We start from the raw sequence: 17,852 nt of genomic DNA, 5'->3' as shown, positions 1-17,852 counted from the left end.
CAATCTCCCAAAACGGCAGCCGGAATTTTAGCCGGAAGGCTGCAGCTTGCCTTTCAAACGGAACACATAGGAAATAATTTCTGCCACCGCCTTGTAATGTTGCGCCGGCACCATCTGGTCCAGCTCCACGTTTTTGTACAAAGCCCGTGCAAGGGGCGGATTTTCAACAATTATGACATCGTTCTCTTTGGCAATTTCCCGAATGCGCAGCGCGACTTCATCCACCCCCTTGGCCACCAGAACCGGCGCATCCATTTCATCGGGATCGTATTTGAGCGCGACGGAAAAGTGGGTCGGGTTGGTAATCACGACATCCGCCCCCGGAACGGACTGCATCATACGCGCGCGCGCCTTTTCCTGCCGGAGCTGGCGCAGCTTCGCCCGGACCATGGGGTCCCCTTCCGTCTGCTTGTATTCGTCCTTAAGCTCCTGCTTGCTCATGCGCATTTTTTTGTAATGTTCGCTGCGCTGGAAAATCAAATCAAGCACGGCCACAACCAGAAGAACAACGAGAATGCCGATCATCAGGCGCGACACAAGCCCCTTGAGCTCATCCATCATCAGCGGAACGGGCAGGCCAACCATGTGATCGACGCTCGCATAAAAAGGATAAAGCAGCATAAATCCTACGCTGCCGATAATGCCGAGCTTCAAAAGCCCCTTGAAAAACTCCATTAAAGACCGCTTTGAAAAAAGACGCTTAAACCCCTGGATCGGTGAAATTTTACCGATATCCGGCTTAACGGCTTCAGGAGAAAAAAGAGGACCGACCTGAAGAAAGGGCGCCAGAAAAGCCGCCGCCATCAGGATAAGAAACGGCAAAAGCAGCATTTTCAGGACTTCGAAAAAAGTGCCCTCCAGAATGACGCCAAAGCCCCCGGGCGCGCCGGGCATTAAATGCGCCTGCTCGATATAGCTCCTCATATAAGAGGTCATCGCGGTAAAAAAGGACGGCGCCACCGCCAGAAGAACGACCGTCCCGGTCAGCAGCATCACCCAGTTATTCACCTCGCGGGAAAGCGCGACCTGCCCCTTCTTTCGGGATTCCTCAAGCTTTTTCGGGGTGGGGTCCTCGGTTTTCTGGGAGTCGTCTTCGTCGCCTTCGGCCATATCCCCACCTCACCCTGCCGACGTTAAGAAAAAGACCATGCCCTCTTCAAACCTGGACAGCCAGTAGAGAAGCCCGGCGGACAAAACCAGAGACAAGGTAAGAAGCGACAAAAGAATCTGCATCGGCAGCGCAAGAATAAACACCTGAATTTGCGGCATCAGGCGCGAGAGAACCCCCATCCCGATATAAATCAAAAGCGCCACAACGACAAAAGGAATGGCCAGCTGGAACCCGATCAGGAAACTGGTGGAAACCGCCCGCGTCATCAGTTCGGCCATACTGCCCGCATCCGGCGCGCCGCCTACGGGAAACATGTGGTAACTCTCGACCAGCCCATAGATCAGGAGATGATGCATGTTCGTCGCGAAAAGAAGCACGACCCCCGTCACAGACAAAAACGCACCGGCAATAGAGCCCTGACCGGATAAAGAAGGGTTAAATATCTGCGCATTGGCCAGCCCCGAAGACATCGAGATAATCATCCCCGCCGTATCCAGCGCCACCATCAGGACCCGTGCGATCGTGCCGAAGAACAGCCCCGTGACGAATTCCATAAAGATCAGCAAAAACAAGGCCGGAAGCGCCGGCATCGGATCGGGAATAAAGGGACGGATCACCGGCGCCAGAACCAGCGACAACCCCAGCGCCAGATAAAGCCGGATATTTTGCGGCACGAAGGAATCCCCTACGCCGGGCATAATCATAAAGGCCGTGCCGATGCGCACGAAAACCAGCAAAAAAGCGAAAATACCGGTGGTTAAAAATGTTTGAAGCGTTTCCATCGTCCGGCTATCCCAGCCCGATCATCCTGTCCGCAAGGCTCTCCATAAAGGCTGTCATAGCGCCCACAAAACCCGGGAAAAACACAAAGATAGACAGAAAAATTGCCAGGATTTTTGGCACGAAAACAAGCGTGATCTCCTGCACCTGCGTGAGCGCCTGCACAAGCGCAATCGTCACCCCGACAAACATGCCCACGAGCATCACGGGCGCACCGATCCTGATCGACATCAAAATCGCCTCACGCGCCAGTTCAATGACTTCGGTCTGGTCCATGGAGAGATTGTAGCGTCAGGAAACCGTCCTGTACAGAGGCAGCCCAAAACCATCCCTGCTCTCTTACAGTCATAATCAGATCAGCTAGATCGGCATTCTCAGGATTTCCTGATAAGCGGAAATCATGCGGTCGCGCACAGCCACGACCGTCTGCAAGGTCAGTTCCGCAGCCGTAATCGCCTGCACCACGTCAGGAAGAGAAGCCTCTCCCGTGACCGCACGGGCGGAAGCGGCCTCCCCGGCGCGCATGGTCTGAATCGATTCCCTGGCAGCCCCTTTGAGCACGTCACCAAAGGACTCGCCCTTCGGCGCTTCCGCGCCGGGCAAAGACGCCGCTTTCGCCGTATTGGCATAAGCCCCCGCAGCCGCAGCCGGATTTGAAATTTGAGTGACCATCGTCTTGCTCTCCGCTTTTCAGTCTAACATATTTTACCGTTAACGTAACATATCGATTGTCCGCAGCATCATGGAACGCGACTGCTCCATCATCCCCAGATTGGCTTCGTAGGAGCGCTGCGCTTCGCGCATATCGTTCATTTCAATCAGCATGTTCACATTCGGCATTTTTACATAGCCCGCTTCATTGGCGCCCGGATGATCGGGCATATATTTCAGCGGGAAATCCTTTCTGCTGTCGTCCTTGATTTTATCCACCTCGACAAGACGCTGGCGGCTCTCACGGTCCAGCGCATTTTTAAACGTAATGATTTTACGCGCATAAGGCTGCTCATCCGGGGTTTTAGCCGCCGTATCCGCATTGGCGATGTTTTCTGAAATCACGCGGGTCCGCTCTCCCTGTACCCGCATGCCGTGGGCGGAAATGGCAAGACTGTCAAATAAATCAGACATGCTTTACGTCCTTTCTAACTCTCTACTGTCCGCGCCCCAGCGCAATGCGGATCATGCCTGTCTGCTTGCGCATCAAATTGGTCATGAGGTTAAAATCCATCGTGGTCTGGGTCGCTTTGACCATTTGCTCCTCAACGATCACCGCGTTACCCGCCGGGGCGACTTCATACGTAATTTTTTGTTTCTGGTTTTTGCTGCTTTTGGTCACATCCGGCGACGGCATATGTCCCGGATGGGTTTTTTCCATCCGAACCCTGTCGGAATCGATGACATCCTCCAAAACGCTGCCGAAATCGACCTTCGTCAGATCCCGGGCACGATATTTCGGCGTATCTGCGTTGGCGATGTTCTGGGCCAGCACGTCCTGACGCATTGACAGATATTGCATTTTTGCGCCCATCGCCTGCAGCAGAGGAATATTTTGTAATGTCATCGCCTCATCCCTGATATAGTAAGTTATCCCTTGCTCGAAAGTTGCAGGATATGTGCCAATGACAAATGAATTTGACGACGGATACGGAAATCAGGACGAAGATCCGCTTATCCCGCTGAATTTAAAGAAAAAATCCCTCCGGCAGACCGCTGTCGCGCTTAAAGACCGCACGCGGGAAAGGCAGGTCCCGAAAGTTGTGGCTGCCGGACGGGGAAAAATTGCCGAGCAAATCCTGCAACTCGCGCTGGAAAATGATATCCGCGTACGAGAAGACAGCGCGCTGGCGGAAATGCTGGCCGTTATCGAACTGGACAGCCCCATCCCGTCCGAAGCTTTCGCGGCCGTTGCCGAAATTCTGGCCTTTGTCTACCGCGCAAACGGACAACCAAATCCCTTTGACGCAGCCCTCACAGATGCTATGGAAGACAAAGAGAAAGAATAAAATGAATAGTGAAGACATACAAAAACGTCTCAGCGAACTGAATGCTTTCATCCTTGACTCCACCCGGACCGTCCAAAACGGCGAGATGGTCGATCTTGGCGATCTGGACGGAGAAGTGGCTTCCATTTGCGATTCCATTGTCACCCTGCCCCCGGAAGAGGCCCTGCAAATCCAGCCTCTTATGGCGGAAATGATCGGACATCTTGAAAAACTGGGAGAGGCCCTGCACACATACGAGAATGAACGCCACAGCGAAGATTAGGACTTAAGGACGCATGGAAATCACAGAACTTGCAAAATTTGCCGCTTCCCTCCTTTTCGTTCTGGCATTAATGGGCGGACTGGCCTTTATTATCAGGCGCTTCGGTCTGGGACAGGCCGGACGTTTTATATCCACAGAAAAAAAACAGCTTAGAATTATCGAAACGCTGCCGCTGGATGCGCGGCGAAAGCTGGTCCTGCTGGAACGCGGCCCGAACAGGCATCTTGTCATTCTGGGACCGTCGGGTGAAACTGTCATCGAAACAAATATTACGGCAGAAGATGATGATGATAAAAAATAAAACAGCTTCTCTTGCTTTCTTCGGACTTTCCGTCCTTCTGCTTTCCGACCCCGCCCTCGCCCAGACCATCTCGCTGGATTTCGGCGGCGAAGAAAACGGCACCGTCACAGGCCGCGTGATCCAGCTTGTCCTCGTGATGACCGTCCTGTCACTGGCGCCAAGCATTCTGGTGATGATGACGAGCTTCACGCGGATCATCGTCGTGCTGTCTTTCCTGCGCACCGCGATCGGCATCCAGCAAACGCCGCCCAATACCGTGATGATCTCGCTGGCTCTCTTTTTAACCTTTTTTATCATGGCCCCCACGCTGCAAAGCGCCTATGAGAGCGGCCTAAAACCCCTGATTAACGAAGAAATAGACGAAGTGCAGGCCTTTGAACAGGGCGTCGAACCTTTCAAGGAATTTATGCTCAAACATGTGCGCGAACGGGATCTGGAACTCTTCGTTGAACTCAGCGGAGACGGGCCTTTTGAAAAGCCCATGGCCGTACCGCTGCAGATTTTAATTCCCTCTTTCATGATTTCGGAACTCCGGCGCGCCTTCGAGATCGGCTTTATGCTTTTCCTGCCCTTCCTGATTATCGACATGGTCACCGCCTCTATTTTGATGTCCATGGGGATGATGATGCTCCCGCCCGTGATGATCTCGCTGCCCTTCAAGATTATCTTCTTCGTGCTGGTGGATGGGTGGTACCTGATCTCCGGCTCTCTTATCCAAAGCTTTGAGACATTGCCGGCAGGGGTAAGCGGATAAAAAAAACTACTCCTGCGCTTTTCCGGTTTTCCGGTAGCTCTCCAGAAAGTCCTTGAACAAATCCACTTCGGAAATAAGCGACATAACCTGCTCCCGGCTTCCGATCAGGCCAAGCTGACGCGGCCTTGTCACGACGTCAAAAAACTGGTGTTTTTCCGTCTCTTTCATCGAATCCTTGAACCGTTCGCGCAAATTCGTGAGCCCCACACGGTTTCCGGAAAGATTAAGCGCAATCGCCCGGTTTAAAATCAAATCCCTCTGATAGTCCGTCAAAGGGCGTTTCAGGGAAATATCCTCCGATAAAATCAAATCCTGAAAAGCATCCGCCGCTTCATCCCACCGTCCGGCGTTCCACGCGACATCCGTCCGAAGGCGGCTGACAACCGGCTCGTTCGGAAGCTGGTCCAGAAGCGCCAGCGCCTGATCCGTTTTTTTGAGTTTTGAAAAAGCCCGCGCGCGCAAAAGCTTGATTTCACGTTCCCTCTCAAGCGGAATCCCCTCGCTGCCAAAAACGTCCTTATACGTTTCTTCCGCGACATCCAGCGCCCGCAAAGCGCCTTCCGGTTTCCGGTCCAGCAAACGCACCCCGGCCAGACGCACGGCCAAACGGGCTTTTTCCTCCCCTTCCAGACGGTGTGCGACCTGATTTTCCAAAATTTTTGCCGCGCGGCCCAGAAGGTCGGCCTCCACGAGTCGCTCCGCCAGAAGCTCGGTAAATTTATCCCCTTCCTCTCCTGCCGGCGTCAGTTCTTTAAATTCGTCGTAAATGGTCACGGCTTCAAGCGGCGGAATATCATACACGCCCTCTTTCATAAACAGGTCCCGGAAAACCTGCCCCATATAATTTGCGACCTGCTGCGCGATTTTTGACCCCGGCTGCAGGGAAACGGCGTTCCGCAAAACAGACAGCCCCTTCAAATAATCGCCGTTATCGATATAGACATGGCCCAGCCTTAAATTCACAAGGGTTTCCAGTTCGTCTCCGCGCCACGCATAGCGCAGCCCCTCCAGCCGATCGATGGCCTGTGCCGGCGTGATATCTTTATTTTCAAGCTGAAGGCGGGTCAGCGACAGGCCCGCTTTCGCGCGGTAGAGGTCATCCTTCCCTTTGACAAGAGGCTCCCAGTATTCTTTGGCTTTGTCCGTGTTTCCAAGCTGGCGCTGCATCTCTCCCATCAGGTAGTTCCAGGCGGCCTGATAAGGAGGAAGCATCTCCTTCATATCCATTTCCAGCATCCCCAGAAGACCTTCGGCAAGATCGGTTTTCCCGGCCCGCAATGCCACTTCCGACAAGGCAAGGGCGACCGGCTGCCGGAGCTGCGGCGGATAACCGGCCAGAACGTCAAAGCCTTCCGGCAAAACGGAAATGGCCTGCTGCCAGTCTTCCAGCCCTGCCAGCGTGAAGGCTTTCCAGTAGCCGAGTTCCCCGTAATCCTGCAGGGAAGGATCCGATAAATCCTCAATCGCCGAATCATGCTTGCCGGAGAGCGCCCGCGCACCGCCTCTGAGCGCAAGATATTCCGGGCTTTCCGAAACGCCCGGCAATTCCTGCGCCGCCACCCGCAAATACCCCAGAGATTCATATCCCCGGTCATTGGCCAGCATCAGCTTGGCCAATGTCATCAAATCCTGCGCCCGCCCGTTTTTATTCTTCGCGCCAAGCGTTGCCATTAAAACCTGCTGGTTTGAATCCAGCGCCCGCACGCCGCCCATTTCCCACCGGTCGAAGTTGTAAATACGGGAGAGCGGGGATTTTTCTTCCTCCACAATTTCCGCCTGCGCTTCTTCACGCATCTCCACAGGCTTGACGTCCTTGTCCCTTGAAAGGATGAGCCCGCCGGCCCGAAAAGCTTCAACCCCTGCGCCTTCCGCCGCCATGCGCATCCCCAGATCATCCACTTTGGGAAGAACGGCGAGGCCGATTGCGGAAGGCAAAGATTCAAGATCGGGAAACGCCCTGGAAGCCCCTGCGGACTGCCCCGCTTCTTCCACCGTCACGACTTTTATCACATCGCCGAAGACGGGATCTTTTACGTCCAGTATTTTACGCACATTCGAAAGAGGCCAGCGCAAGACACCTCCGCGCAAAGGATCATCCCCTTCAAACGCTTTTTCCGGCAGAGCATGTTCGATTTCTTTTTCCGCCGGGCTGGCGACAATCCGCCACAACAGCCCGCCCCCTTCGCCGCGGACATTCAGCCCCTGTGGAAGCTCCAGCCGGTAAGCGACCCCTTCCGGCAATTCGTAACGAACAGGGTCCCCGAAACGGTCTTTCTGCGGACCTGATATTTGCGGCAACACGGATATGCCGGGGTCATCCATCACAAGCCAGAGCCAGCCGGCCCGTTCAAAAACAGCCATCCCCAAAACCTGGGTTGCCGTCACCGTAATCACATGCGGATCGACATCCGGCGGCGGAAGGACAGCGGTTTCAACGTCTTCAGGCGCCGCCGCCTGCATGTCCTCTACGTCTTCCTTTACATCTTCCCTTATACCTTCCCCGGCCGGCTCTTCTTTCACGGCAGGTTTTTCCTTGGATTTTATCTCTTTGGCCGAAGCCGCCGAAACCTTCCCGCCTTGATTGTAAACATCGACGACAATCCGGCCTCCGGCCGAAAAATGCCGGAAACGGCTTCCTTCGGGAATATCTATGGATATCTCCAGATTATCCCCTTTCCCGGAAAGGACTTTCAGATTTTTAATGTTTGGCAACCCCTCCGCTTTGAAAGCGTTTAAATCAAGATCCGCCGCTTTCTGAAACGACATGTGCAGCGTCGCGCCCTTTTGCGACAGGCTGTAAGAGGGAGGATCGGGCCAGTCGAAAACAAGCCGGTTATAACTGGAATGCACGCCGGAACGCAGCGCAACCTCCTGCCCGGCCCACACGGGAACAGGCGCAAACGCGCTGATAAAAACAAGACCTAAGAGGAGTCTAAACATACCTGAAACCCTGCCACAGCAAAGCCTCAAGAACAAGATCAGGGCGACCCGATATCGAAAAGCTTCACACGTTTTCCATCATCTTCCATAATAAGAATATCCACGCGGCGGGATAATTCCAGCCGTTTGCTTTCGGGAACGGACCCTTCGAGGTCCAGATACCGTCCGCCGGCCTGCCCCCGAATGACAACGCTTTGACCGTAGCCGACATTCTCAAGCACGGCGGCGACCTGCGCGGCGCGCATCATGGAAAGTTCCCAGTTGGAAGGAAAGTCTTCCGTCGATATCGGCCGGGGATCCGTATGCCCGACCACTTCCACCCGGTTTTTAATGCGCGAGAGAATATTGGCCAGCGTAAAGAGGGCACGCCCCGCATCCTCTTTTATCTTCGCCTCTCCAGGATCGAATAAAAGATCTTCCGGCAGCGAGAGGATCAAGGTTCCCGACTGGCTGATAAACTTGACCACTTTCAGGCTTGGCTCCCGCTCAATCAGGGATGCAATCAGCGTCCTTAGATAATTCAAATCCAGCGCCTGCGAGAAATTTACCTTTTCAATGCTGACAGCGTCCTGATGCCCGCGATTTAAAAGCTGCCCGGCATATTTATTAAAATTATTCTGGACGGTATCTTTGATCCCCTCCCAATTCTCTTCCCGGGGGTTGGACATCGCAAAAAGCAGGACAAAAAATGTCAGCATCAGGGCCATAACGTCCGTAAAGGAAATAAGCCAGATCGCGCCGCCGCCGCCGCGATCCCCCATCCGCCGGGCATAACGCCGTCTTGTCGGCTCCTGAGACTTCTGAGAGAGAACCTCTTCCTTTTTTTGTTTTTTTTCTTCCTTCATTTTGCTGTGTCCGGGCTATCTTGCGAAATCGCAGGAGAAAACGGCTCATGCCTGCGGAAAACAAGTTCGACAACATCCGGGTCCCCCTGCCGGATGCCCATGCTCATCAATTGTTGAGACAGGCCCGTTTTTTCAAGCTGGCGCGCGAAGCTGCCTTCCCTCTTCATCGTTTTTAGCAAGGATTTCGGTTTCTGGTTTTGCAGTTTTGCAGGGTTTTCCTTCGTATGCAAAACAACATCCATCCGGTAAGGAAGGCCCTGCCGATCGGATTTCAGAATGGACACCAATGTCGGCAGAAAAAAATTCTTTCCTGTCGAAATACTGCGTGTTTTCGTTACGTCCTCCTGACCTATCGCCATAATGCTTTTTGAAAAAACATCCAGCGGCAACGTCACATACATCGTGCCGGAATGAACGTTTTTCTTCGCGTTAAAAGAACTTATCTGCGCCTGAAACAGGGCGTCCAGACGCTCAACCGTTTCCCCTTCATTGATCGAGCTGACAGGATCGGGCGTCACAGAGGTTTTTTTATCCTGCCGCTGGACATCTTTTGAAAAAGCCTGTTCAACGCTGTCCATCACGGAACTCATTTTCTTTTCTTCAAAAGAAGAAATGGCATTCAGCACGATAAAAAAGGCAAGCAGCATAATGAACAAAGACAGGCCCATAAGCTGGCTGGCGTTGGAAGTTTGTGTTTTTACGCTCGAAAGGCGTCTGCGGCGATATCTCATAACAACGCCAGTATACGCTCTGGCAAGAGAGGCTTAAAAGGAAATTAAAACCAAAATACGGGATTAATTATCAAATTCCGCCAATATCTTGTCGATATCTGCCTGGCTAACGGCTTTTTCAGGCATTTGCGGTCCGTTCAGAAGACGGCGGTCGTCATTCGGATCGACATTCGGCTCCTTTGCGGCAATGGAGGCAATCGGCCCCACCTGCTCATTCAGCGCCTCCATGATATGGGCCACCTTGGAATCGACAATCTTGAACGTATCGACAACCTTGGTAATTCTCTGGCCTGTAATATCCTGAAAGCTGCAGGCTTCATATATTTTACCTATTTGATCGCCGATGCCTTCAATCCCTGCCTTCTCGGAAATCTTTTCGATCTCTTCGCAAGCGCTCATGATGGTATTCGTGGCCTCTGCCGTTGCCTTGACGACAGCATCCAGTTCATCCGTCGCCTCGGGAATTTCTTTGTTTTTCAGATGGTCGGCGCCGCCATGTGAAATGTCCGTTTTGAGCTTGTTGATCGCTTCGGCCAAATCCCTGATCTGTTGGAACAAATCAACAGATGCGCCCGAACTTTCCATTTTGTCGATGACAGAATGGATGATTTTGACGACTTGCCCCCGTTCGTAAGCTTTACCCATCTTAACGCTCCATACTTCTAGAATTCGCCCAGAACGGCTGCAATTTTTCCTTTCAGCGTCTCGGCGTTAAAAGGTTTTACAACATAATTATTGACGCCGGCCTGCTTGGCGATAATCACGTTTTCCGTCTTGCTTTCCGCCGTTACCATAATGAAAGGAACATCGCTGTAATGTTCGTTTGACGTGCGTATGGCTTTCAGGAGATCCAGCCCCGTCATGGGCTCCATGTTCCAGTCCGAAATAATCAACCCGTATTGCTTGCTTTCAACACGGCTCAACGCCTCCTTGCCATTGCTGGCCTCATCGACATTACAAAACCCGATCTGCTTCAGGAGATTCTTGATAATACGGACCATCGTCTGATAGTCGTCCACAACAAGAACATTCATATTTGTATCTACAGGCACGGCTTTCCACTCCTATTCCTAATCGTTTCATTCAAATCAAATTGCGGATTTTTTACCTTTCGAGCCTCCGATATTGCGCCGAACTGGTTAAAAAAATCTAAAATAATCCGGATTATACTCAGAAAAACACCTTAACAGCATTAGATACCTTTAGAAGAGCCCTGTCCTGCGGCGCCCTACGATGGTATTTTGCCCTCCTAACGAAGAGCGCCTTCAGACAAATCAGGCAGCTTCCTTTGCTCGGCCAGCATAATAGTCACGCTCCGCGCCCGTTCGGGATTCATGGCGGCGATAATCGGCGCGGATTTCCGTTCCGACATCTGGCCCAAAACCTGAAGCAAAACCCCCATATCCAGCGTATCGAATATCCGGGCGGCGCTTTTCGCCTTCATCCCTTCATAAATTTTAACCAGACTGGCGATGCGTTTTTCCTCTTCTTCCGATTGCGTCTTTAACAAAGACTGTATCTCCTCACGCAAAGAAATCAGCTCCTTGTATTTCTGGTCGATCTCCTGCTCCGCGGCCCTTAAAAGGGCTTCCCGCATGACAAGCTCCCGCTCCCGCGATTCCAGATCGTCGCGGCGGCTTGAAAGATCCTGAAACAATTCCATCTTTGTCGCCGAAAACTCAAGATTGGAATCCATGGAATCCTTCCATTTTTCCCCTTCTTTTCCTTCATGCGTTTTTTCTTCTGCTTCTGCTTTTTCTTCTGTTTCAGCGCCGTCCTGCCCCTCTCCTGCGTGCTCTTCCGGCAAAGCTTCATGAGCGCCTTCTTCCGAAGACAGCTCATCCTGTGAGGGGGGAGACGCCTCCTCAGAGGGGACCGCCGGTTCTTCTTTCGCGTAAGCAAAACCGCCGGAGGTTAGAGAACCGGACTTACCGGTTACAAGCTCACCAAAGCGCACCCCGAAAGACAGCGCCAGAAAAAGGACCAGAATGGGCAAAATACGCACATGCTTGAAAATGCGGAAAAGCAGGGTCACGAAACACCTCCCGCACGGCTCTTAACCTGCGCGCGCTTTTTCCCGCGCTTTTGCAGGGCTTCGTAGAACTCTTTTTCCGCTTCGCTTTTGAAATCGCCCAGATCGGAAAAAGATTCGGAAGAGTCTATCCCGTCTGCCAGTCCATGCTCCGATTCCTCGAACTCCCTGTCCTGAATTTTGAAAAAGGGATCAGGTTCTTTTTCCCTGGAAACCTCCCTTTCATGAAAAGAGGTAGAAGGGGCCCGCCTTTCACGGACATAAGGTTCGCTCACCCCGATCCCGCCAGAACTTTCCAGAAGGTCCACCAGTTCGCGGTTGCGTTCCGCCAGTTTTTCCAGCCTTCCGGCCAGCGCATCGCCGGACTGGTTCATAAACTGCAACTCATCCGACAGAAACTTTGCTTCCTTGATAACATCCTGAAGGCTCTCCCCCGAAGAGGCCGCCGCATTATGCATCCCCTGAATGGAGCGCTCCGCCTGCTCTATGTTTTTCGAAAGGGCTTCGATCAGTTTGATCAGGTCCCGGCGCCCTTCCTGAAACGTCCTCATGAAAAACGACAGGCGGGCCGCGTAGAGTATCGTAATACCAAGTAAGACAAGGATGACAAAATCCAGTATGAACCCTGTATTAAAACTCATCTCTCCTCGCTTCGTTCCGGGGGAATATACTTGTCGATTTTGACGGCGATACTCCCCTGTTTCTGACCGACAGGACCGCGGAACATCGGAACATGGCCGCAGCGGAGCTCCAGTTCGTCATCCACGAACGTATTGAAGATCACGCGGGACCCCACCTTCCAGTTCAGCATATCCCTCAAGGTCATCGTTTTTTCCCCCATGACCGCCTGCAGGGGAACTTCCGTCCGGTAAAGCTCTTCCGTCAGGTGCGTTTCCCAAATGGAATCCCGCCCGAATTTTTCCCCCATAAACATCTGCAGGAGCAATTCACGGATAGGCTCCAGCGTGGCATAGGGCAAAAGAATTTCAATCCTCCCCCCGCGATCCCCCATATCCACACGCAGGCGCGCAAGCACGCAGGCATTTCCGCTTTGCGTGATCGTGGCAAAACGGGGGTTCGTTTCCAGCCGCTCCAGCGAAAAACTTACCGGGGACAGCGGATCGAAAGCGGAAGACAGATCGCTCAAAGCCACCTGCACCATACGCTCCACCAGACGGCTTTCGATTGTCGTATAAGGCCGCCCTTCTACCCGAATGGCCGGCATCCCTTTCCGTCCGCCCAGAAGCACATCCACGATGGAATAAATCAGGGCGCTGTCCGTAACGATCAGGCCGTTATCGTCCCACTCCTCCGCCTTGAAGACAGAGAGCATCGCAGGCAACGGCACGGAGTTCATATAGTCCCCGAAGCGCACCGTCGACACCTGATCGAGAGAAACCTCCACGTTGTCGGACGTCAGGTTCCGCAAAGACGTGGACATCAGCCGGACAAGGCGGTCGAAAACGATATCCAGCATCGGCAGGCGTTCGTAATTGACCATGGCCGAATTAATCAGGGCCATCACACCGGATGTTTCCGTGGCCCCGAAACCGTCATCGTCAAACCCCAGAAGGGAGTCGATCTCTTCCTGATTCAGGATACGGGCCGTCGCTTCGCCATCCCCGCCGCCGAAAATATCATCCGCGGCGCCATCGCTGCTGTCGCCCCCATCGCCTTCGCCGGCCATGCTTTCCCATTCGGCCATCATGGCCTTTTCTTCGTCGCTCATCTCCTCTTCAAGGGGAGCTTCTGTCTCCGTATCACTCATGAGCCTGTTCCATCAAATCGGATATGTTCCATGCAATTTATCCTTCATATCCAGCAAAAACCATGCCGGAAGCCCTTCATGGGGGCCCTCTATTGTATCAGAATCTCCTGAAACAAAACATCCTGCACCTCAATGGGGTAAGCCGCGGCATTTACACGGGATAAAAGCTCCATCTGGAGACGGTATATCCCTGCCGAACCGCGCAAATCCTGCACCCGAAGTTCTCTCAAATAGGTTTGAAACTGATCCACGACACGGGGCATCACCTGCTCCACCCCCTGAATGTCCGCCTGTTTTTTAAGCTCCAGTTGAACGCTCAAACGCAGGTAACGCGGCTGCGCGCCTTCACCGCTCAGATTGACGATCATATCGGGAATTTTCAGGAACGCGGGTCCGGCAGGAATGGGAACGCCATGTTCATCGACCGCGGCAGCTTCCCCATGCCCCCCCTCTTCGGCAGCATGCTCTCCTCCTTCAGCGCCGGCTTCCCCGTGTGCTTCGCCTTTGCCGAGCACACTGTCCAGCATGCCCGTAAAATAAAGCCCCGCACCGCCGCCGGCCAGAACAAGCAGTGCCGCAACGGCAATGATAATAATCTTTTTCTTTCCGCCACCTTCAGATTCTTCTCCCTCTTCGGTAGAATCGTCTTCTCCTCCTTTGGAAGCCTCTTCCGGTTCGTCCTCATCAAGCGCTGCGTTAGCCATATCGTATCTATCCTGTTTGCTTTTGAATCACCGCAATTATACGAACAACATGCCCCCTATGCCTAGAGCGTTTCTCAAAACCTCCACAGCCCTCCCCCCGTGCCGACTTAGGCAAAAACTTCCCTTTTGGGAATCCTGCCTGACCTGCTTTTTCTAAAAAAAGGGAAAACAATGCCTGTGGATAACCGCTAACCCCTTCATATCCATATATTTTTTTGGTTGGCACAAGGGCTGCATCGCCAAAGGGCGTAGAAACAAAAAGAGTTTGGTTTAAACATGGAAAATTCGCTTTATATCGGCCTGTCCAGCCAGGTGGCGCTTCACGAGAAGATGTCCATTATCGCCAACAATGTGGCCAACCTGAACACGCCGGGCTTTCGCGCCCAGAATATGGTGTTCGATGAATATGTTCACGACGCGGCCCGGATAGACACCCGCAACATGAAGGAAAACATCTCCATGGTGCTGGATTACGGCCAGTACCAGATGACGGACCCCGGTCCGGTCAAAGTGACGGGCAATGCTCTGGACGCCGCGCTGATCGGGCCCGGCTTTTTCGGCATCCAAACACCCGAAGGCGTTCAATATACGCGCGCGGGAAATTTCTCCATGGCGCCGGACGGCACCATCGTCAACGCGCGCGGCCTGCCTGTCGCCTCTCAGGGCGGCGGAAACCTGACCGTCCCCACGGACGCGAAGAATATTTACATCGATCACAAGGGCGTTGTGTCCACGGATAACGGTCAGGTGGGCGCCTTGATGGTTGTTGAATTTGAGAACGAGCAAAAACTCGACCCCGCCGGAAACGGTCTTTACAAAACGGACGAAGCAGGCACCCCCGCACAAAAAACAACCGTCCACCAAGGCAAGCTCGAAGGATCGAACGTCGAATCCGTTGTCGAAATGACACGGATGATTGACGTGCTGCGGGAATATCAGGCCGTTCAGAACATGATGAGAAACGAACATGAGCGCCTGCGCACGGCCATTCAGCGGCTCTCGAAAACAAACGGATAACGTAACGGATAAAAAATAAAGCTTAAGGAGACAAACCATGGTGACACGTTCTTTGGATATCGGCGCAACGGGCATGCTGGCCCAGCAGATGAATGTCGACGTTATTTCCAACAATATCGCGAACATGACGACCTCCGGTTTTAAGCGTCAGCGGGCCGAGTTCCATGACATGATCTATCAAAACAAACGCCGCCCCGGCGCCACCTCTTCGGATGCCGGAACCACCATGCCCTCGGGCCTGCAATTCGGTCTGGGGGTCGCCCTTGGCTCCGTCTACCGCCTCCACGAACAAGGAACGATCCAGGTCACGGGAAACAAGCTGGACCTGGCCATTACCGGCAAGGGATATTACCAGATCGAACTTCCCGACGGCGATACGGCCTATACGCGCTCGGGCGTTTTCCAGCTCAATGAAAACGGGGAAATCGTGACCGCGCAGGGATACCCTCTCCAGCCCGGCCTTGTCATTCCTGCGGACGCGATTGATATCGTGGTCAACAATGCCGGCGAAGTTCTGGTCAAAATCCCGGGACAGATCGCCTTTCAAAATGTCGGGCAAATCCAGCTCGCGACATTCGTCAATCCGGGCGGGCTGGAAGCGATCGGGGATACCCTCTTCCTTGAAACAACGGCCTCCGGCACCCCCACAACGGGAAACCCCGATACAGATGACCTTGGCGAAATCCGGCAGGGGTCGCTGGAAAACTCCAACGTCAATGTGGTGGAGGAAATTACCAACCTGATCGCGGCGCAGCGCGCTTACGAAATGAACTCCAACGTCATCAGCACAAGCGATGAAATGCTTCAAACCGTGACACAGCTTCGTTAGGTCGAAAGAAAAAGGAAAGTAAAATGACACTGAAATTTTTATGGGTAAACTTTGCGCTGACCTTGCGGATTGTTTTGTTCGTTCTGGCGCTCGGCATAGGCGTGGCCACCCTGATTGCAGGCACGCAGGCCGCCCTTGCCGCCAACCTTAAAAATATCAGTATCGTAACAGGGGACGAGTTAAAACTCGGCGATCTTTTTGACGGGCTGGAGAAAAACGCAGATTATGTGTTAGGGCCCGCTCCCCAGCCGGGAAAAGACATGGTCCTCAATGCCCGCACGCTCTACAGGATTTCCACGGCCTTAAATCTCTCATGGCGGCCGGCCAGCTCTTCCGAACAGATTATTGTCCGGCGGGCGGCAACGGTTGTTCCGCAAAATAAAATCGAAGAGGCCCTGAAAGAGGCTCTCTCCGGCGAAGGACTGGAAGGCCGTTACAACCTTCTCATCAGCGGCGGCGATCAACAAATGATCCTGCCGCACGGCCTGCCGGACAGCGTCGAGGTGTCCTCCATAAAATTCGATCCCCGGCGCGATATCTTCGAAGCCGCGCTGGTCGCGCCTTCAAAGGAAACCCCCGTCAAACGCCTTTCTCTTATGGGGCAGGTCGAAAGAATGGTGGCCGTTCCCATTTTGAAAAGCACACTGCGCAACGGCGATATCATCGGCAAACATGATTTGAACTGGATAGAGATGCCCGCCAGGCAAATCCAGCACGACACCCTCCTGAAAGAAAAAAATCTGGTCGGGATGACGCCGCAGCGGATTTCCTTTGCCGGGAAACCCCTTCTGGCCAGCGACCTTGAAAGTCCGAAACTTGTGGAACGCGGCGACATTATCACGATTACATTCAAAGACGGGCCTCTTTTCCTCAGCACAAAAGGAAAGGCCCTTCAGTCCGGCGCGAAAGGAGAGATCGTCCATGTTGCCAATCTGAGCAGCAAGAAATCCCTGGAAGCCGTTGTCACAGGCACACGCGAAGTCATCGTCAGATAAGGGAGTAAAACAATGGAACATAGCGGAAAAAAATTATTCATAGGCATTTGCGGACTTTTGGCCGTGAGCGCGTTAAGCGGATGCGGCGCCGGCGAGCGTCTGGCGGATGTGGGGAAAACCCCCGACATGACCCCGATTGAAAATCCGGCGACCTCCTCCGAAAACACCGTTGTGTCCATGCCCATGCCGGCCCCCAAACTCTCAAACCCGCAAAAGAATTCTCTGTGGGGCGGGGAACGCCAGACCTTCTTTAAAGACCAGCGCGCCAGCGATGTCGGCGATATCCTGACCGTTATGATCGATATCAAGGATGAAGCCGCCCTGGACAATGAAACCGAACGCAAACGCACCAGTGGCGAGGATGCGTCCCTCGGCGCCCTTCTGGGATACGAAACGGCCCTGAACCGTCTGTTGCCGCAGGATGTCGTGAATACGGACCTGATTGAATCGGATTCCAACTCCAACTACAAAGGCACCGGGACGGTTGAGCGTGAGGAAACGGTCAAAATGAAACTGGCCGCAACCATCACGCAGGTCTTGCCCAACGGCAATATGGTCATTCAGGGCAAGCAGGAAGTACGGGTGAATTTTGAAAAGAGAATTCTCCAACTCGCGGGTGTCATCCGTCCGGAAGATGTCTCTGTCGAAAACACCATTTCCTACGACCAAATCGCCGAAGCGCGGATTTCCTACGGCGGTAAAGGACAAATCACAGACATGCAGCAGCCGCGTTACGGCCAGCAGGTCTATGACATTATCTTCCCGTTTTAAAAGTTGTTTTTC

Annotated in this window: 23 protein-coding genes; 8 read left to right on the top strand and 15 right to left on the bottom strand. The window is 53.3% G+C overall.

Features of this window, described 5'->3' with window-relative positions:
• Positions 1-27: 27 nt before the first annotated feature.
• From flhB to flgB, 6 genes are all read right to left on the bottom strand, one after another.
• The gene (gene flhB / locus H6853_05375) at positions 28-1,110 is read right to left on the bottom strand and encodes a flagellar biosynthesis protein FlhB (protein USO02980.1); all 1,083 of its coding nucleotides are present in this window, start codon (positions 1,108-1,110) and stop codon (positions 28-30) included.
• A 9-nt stretch (positions 1,111-1,119) separates the two neighbouring features.
• Entirely contained in the window at positions 1,120-1,893 is a 774-nt protein-coding gene (gene fliR, locus H6853_05370) for a flagellar biosynthetic protein FliR (GenBank protein ID USO02979.1), read from the bottom strand.
• Positions 1,894-1,900: 7 nt separating this feature from the next.
• Entirely contained in the window at positions 1,901-2,167 is a 267-nt protein-coding gene (locus H6853_05365) for a flagellar biosynthetic protein FliQ (GenBank protein USO02978.1), read from the bottom strand.
• Positions 2,168-2,251: 84 nt separating this feature from the next.
• On the bottom strand, positions 2,252-2,563 hold the full coding sequence (locus H6853_05360) for a flagellar hook-basal body complex protein FliE (GenBank protein ID USO02977.1): 312 nt from the start codon (positions 2,561-2,563) through the stop codon (positions 2,252-2,254).
• Between the two features lie 39 nt (positions 2,564-2,602).
• Positions 2,603-3,016 carry a flagellar basal body rod protein FlgC gene (gene flgC, locus H6853_05355; protein USO02976.1) on the bottom strand — a complete coding sequence of 138 codons (414 nt, stop codon included), beginning with the start codon at positions 3,014-3,016 and terminating at the stop codon, positions 2,603-2,605.
• A gap of 22 nt (positions 3,017-3,038) precedes the next feature.
• Entirely contained in the window at positions 3,039-3,449 is a 411-nt protein-coding gene (gene flgB, locus H6853_05350; protein ID USO02975.1) for a flagellar basal body rod protein FlgB, read from the bottom strand.
• A gap of 58 nt (positions 3,450-3,507) precedes the next feature.
• Here flgB and H6853_05345 point away from each other — a divergent pair, with 58 nt between their 5' ends.
• The 4 genes from H6853_05345 to fliP are packed head-to-tail and all read left to right on the top strand — an operon-like array spanning position 3,508 to position 5,208.
• Complete coding sequence (locus H6853_05345) at positions 3,508-3,891, top strand: EscU/YscU/HrcU family type III secretion system export apparatus switch protein (protein USO02974.1); 384 nt, start codon at positions 3,508-3,510, stop codon at positions 3,889-3,891.
• Position 3,892: 1 nt separating this feature from the next.
• Positions 3,893-4,153, top strand: coding sequence for a hypothetical protein (locus H6853_05340; GenBank protein USO02973.1), 261 nt, complete (start codon positions 3,893-3,895; stop codon positions 4,151-4,153).
• Between the two features lie 13 nt (positions 4,154-4,166).
• Positions 4,167-4,454, top strand: a complete 288-nt coding sequence (locus tag H6853_05335) for a FliO/MopB family protein (protein ID USO02972.1) — start codon at positions 4,167-4,169, stop codon at positions 4,452-4,454.
• Entirely contained in the window at positions 4,435-5,208 is a 774-nt protein-coding gene (fliP, locus tag H6853_05330; GenBank protein ID USO02971.1) for a flagellar type III secretion system pore protein FliP, read from the top strand. The genes H6853_05335 and fliP overlap by 20 nt, the downstream gene beginning before the upstream one ends.
• Before the next feature lie 6 nt (positions 5,209-5,214).
• Here the strand turns inward: fliP and H6853_05325 are convergent, their stop codons facing one another.
• From H6853_05325 to H6853_05285, 9 genes are all read right to left on the bottom strand, one after another.
• On the bottom strand, positions 5,215-8,148 hold the full coding sequence (locus H6853_05325; protein USO02970.1) for a tetratricopeptide repeat protein: 2,934 nt from the start codon (positions 8,146-8,148) through the stop codon (positions 5,215-5,217).
• Between the two features lie 38 nt (positions 8,149-8,186).
• A complete protein-coding gene (locus H6853_05320) occupies positions 8,187-8,909 on the bottom strand; it encodes an OmpA family protein (protein ID USO04611.1) in 723 nt (240 codons plus the stop codon).
• Positions 8,910-8,989: 80 nt separating this feature from the next.
• Positions 8,990-9,724 carry a flagellar motor protein MotB gene (locus H6853_05315; protein USO02969.1) on the bottom strand — a complete coding sequence of 245 codons (735 nt, stop codon included), beginning with the start codon at positions 9,722-9,724 and terminating at the stop codon, positions 8,990-8,992.
• Positions 9,725-9,787: 63 nt separating this feature from the next.
• Positions 9,788-10,369: a protein phosphatase CheZ gene (locus tag H6853_05310; GenBank protein ID USO02968.1), complete on the bottom strand. Its 582-nt coding sequence runs from the start codon at positions 10,367-10,369 to the stop codon at positions 9,788-9,790.
• A 17-nt stretch (positions 10,370-10,386) separates the two neighbouring features.
• Entirely contained in the window at positions 10,387-10,776 is a 390-nt protein-coding gene (locus H6853_05305) for a response regulator (protein ID USO02967.1), read from the bottom strand.
• A 197-nt stretch (positions 10,777-10,973) separates the two neighbouring features.
• Positions 10,974-11,714, bottom strand: a complete 741-nt coding sequence (locus H6853_05300; GenBank protein USO04610.1) for a flagellar protein FlbB — start codon at positions 11,712-11,714, stop codon at positions 10,974-10,976.
• A gap of 41 nt (positions 11,715-11,755) precedes the next feature.
• Positions 11,756-12,397, bottom strand: coding sequence for a hypothetical protein (locus tag H6853_05295; protein USO02966.1), 642 nt, complete (start codon positions 12,395-12,397; stop codon positions 11,756-11,758).
• Positions 12,394-13,524 carry a flagellar motor switch protein FliM gene (gene fliM / locus H6853_05290; GenBank protein USO02965.1) on the bottom strand — a complete coding sequence of 377 codons (1,131 nt, stop codon included), beginning with the start codon at positions 13,522-13,524 and terminating at the stop codon, positions 12,394-12,396. The genes H6853_05295 and fliM overlap by 4 nt, the downstream gene beginning before the upstream one ends.
• Positions 13,525-13,613: 89 nt before the next feature.
• Positions 13,614-14,228, bottom strand: coding sequence for a flagellar basal body-associated FliL family protein (locus H6853_05285; protein USO02964.1), 615 nt, complete (start codon positions 14,226-14,228; stop codon positions 13,614-13,616).
• A gap of 276 nt (positions 14,229-14,504) precedes the next feature.
• Between H6853_05285 and flgF the strand changes: the two genes are divergently transcribed.
• The 4 genes from flgF to H6853_05265 are packed head-to-tail and all read left to right on the top strand — an operon-like array spanning position 14,505 to position 17,840.
• The gene (gene flgF, locus H6853_05280; protein USO02963.1) at positions 14,505-15,245 is read left to right on the top strand and encodes a flagellar basal-body rod protein FlgF; all 741 of its coding nucleotides are present in this window, start codon (positions 14,505-14,507) and stop codon (positions 15,243-15,245) included.
• Between the two features lie 37 nt (positions 15,246-15,282).
• On the top strand, positions 15,283-16,074 hold the full coding sequence (flgG, locus tag H6853_05275) for a flagellar basal-body rod protein FlgG (protein USO02962.1): 792 nt from the start codon (positions 15,283-15,285) through the stop codon (positions 16,072-16,074).
• A 23-nt stretch (positions 16,075-16,097) separates the two neighbouring features.
• Complete coding sequence (gene flgA, locus H6853_05270; GenBank protein USO02961.1) at positions 16,098-17,069, top strand: flagellar basal body P-ring formation protein FlgA; 972 nt, start codon at positions 16,098-16,100, stop codon at positions 17,067-17,069.
• 12 nt (positions 17,070-17,081) lie between these two features.
• A complete protein-coding gene (locus H6853_05265; protein ID USO02960.1) occupies positions 17,082-17,840 on the top strand; it encodes a flagellar basal body L-ring protein FlgH in 759 nt (252 codons plus the stop codon).
• Positions 17,841-17,852 lie beyond the last annotated feature (12 nt).

This window comes from Rhodospirillales bacterium (assembly GCA_023898765.1).
GTDB lineage: Bacteria > Pseudomonadota > Alphaproteobacteria > Micavibrionales > Micavibrionaceae.
Note: the sequence above shows the minus strand (reverse complement) of the source record. Positions and strands in the feature narration are given on the sequence as shown.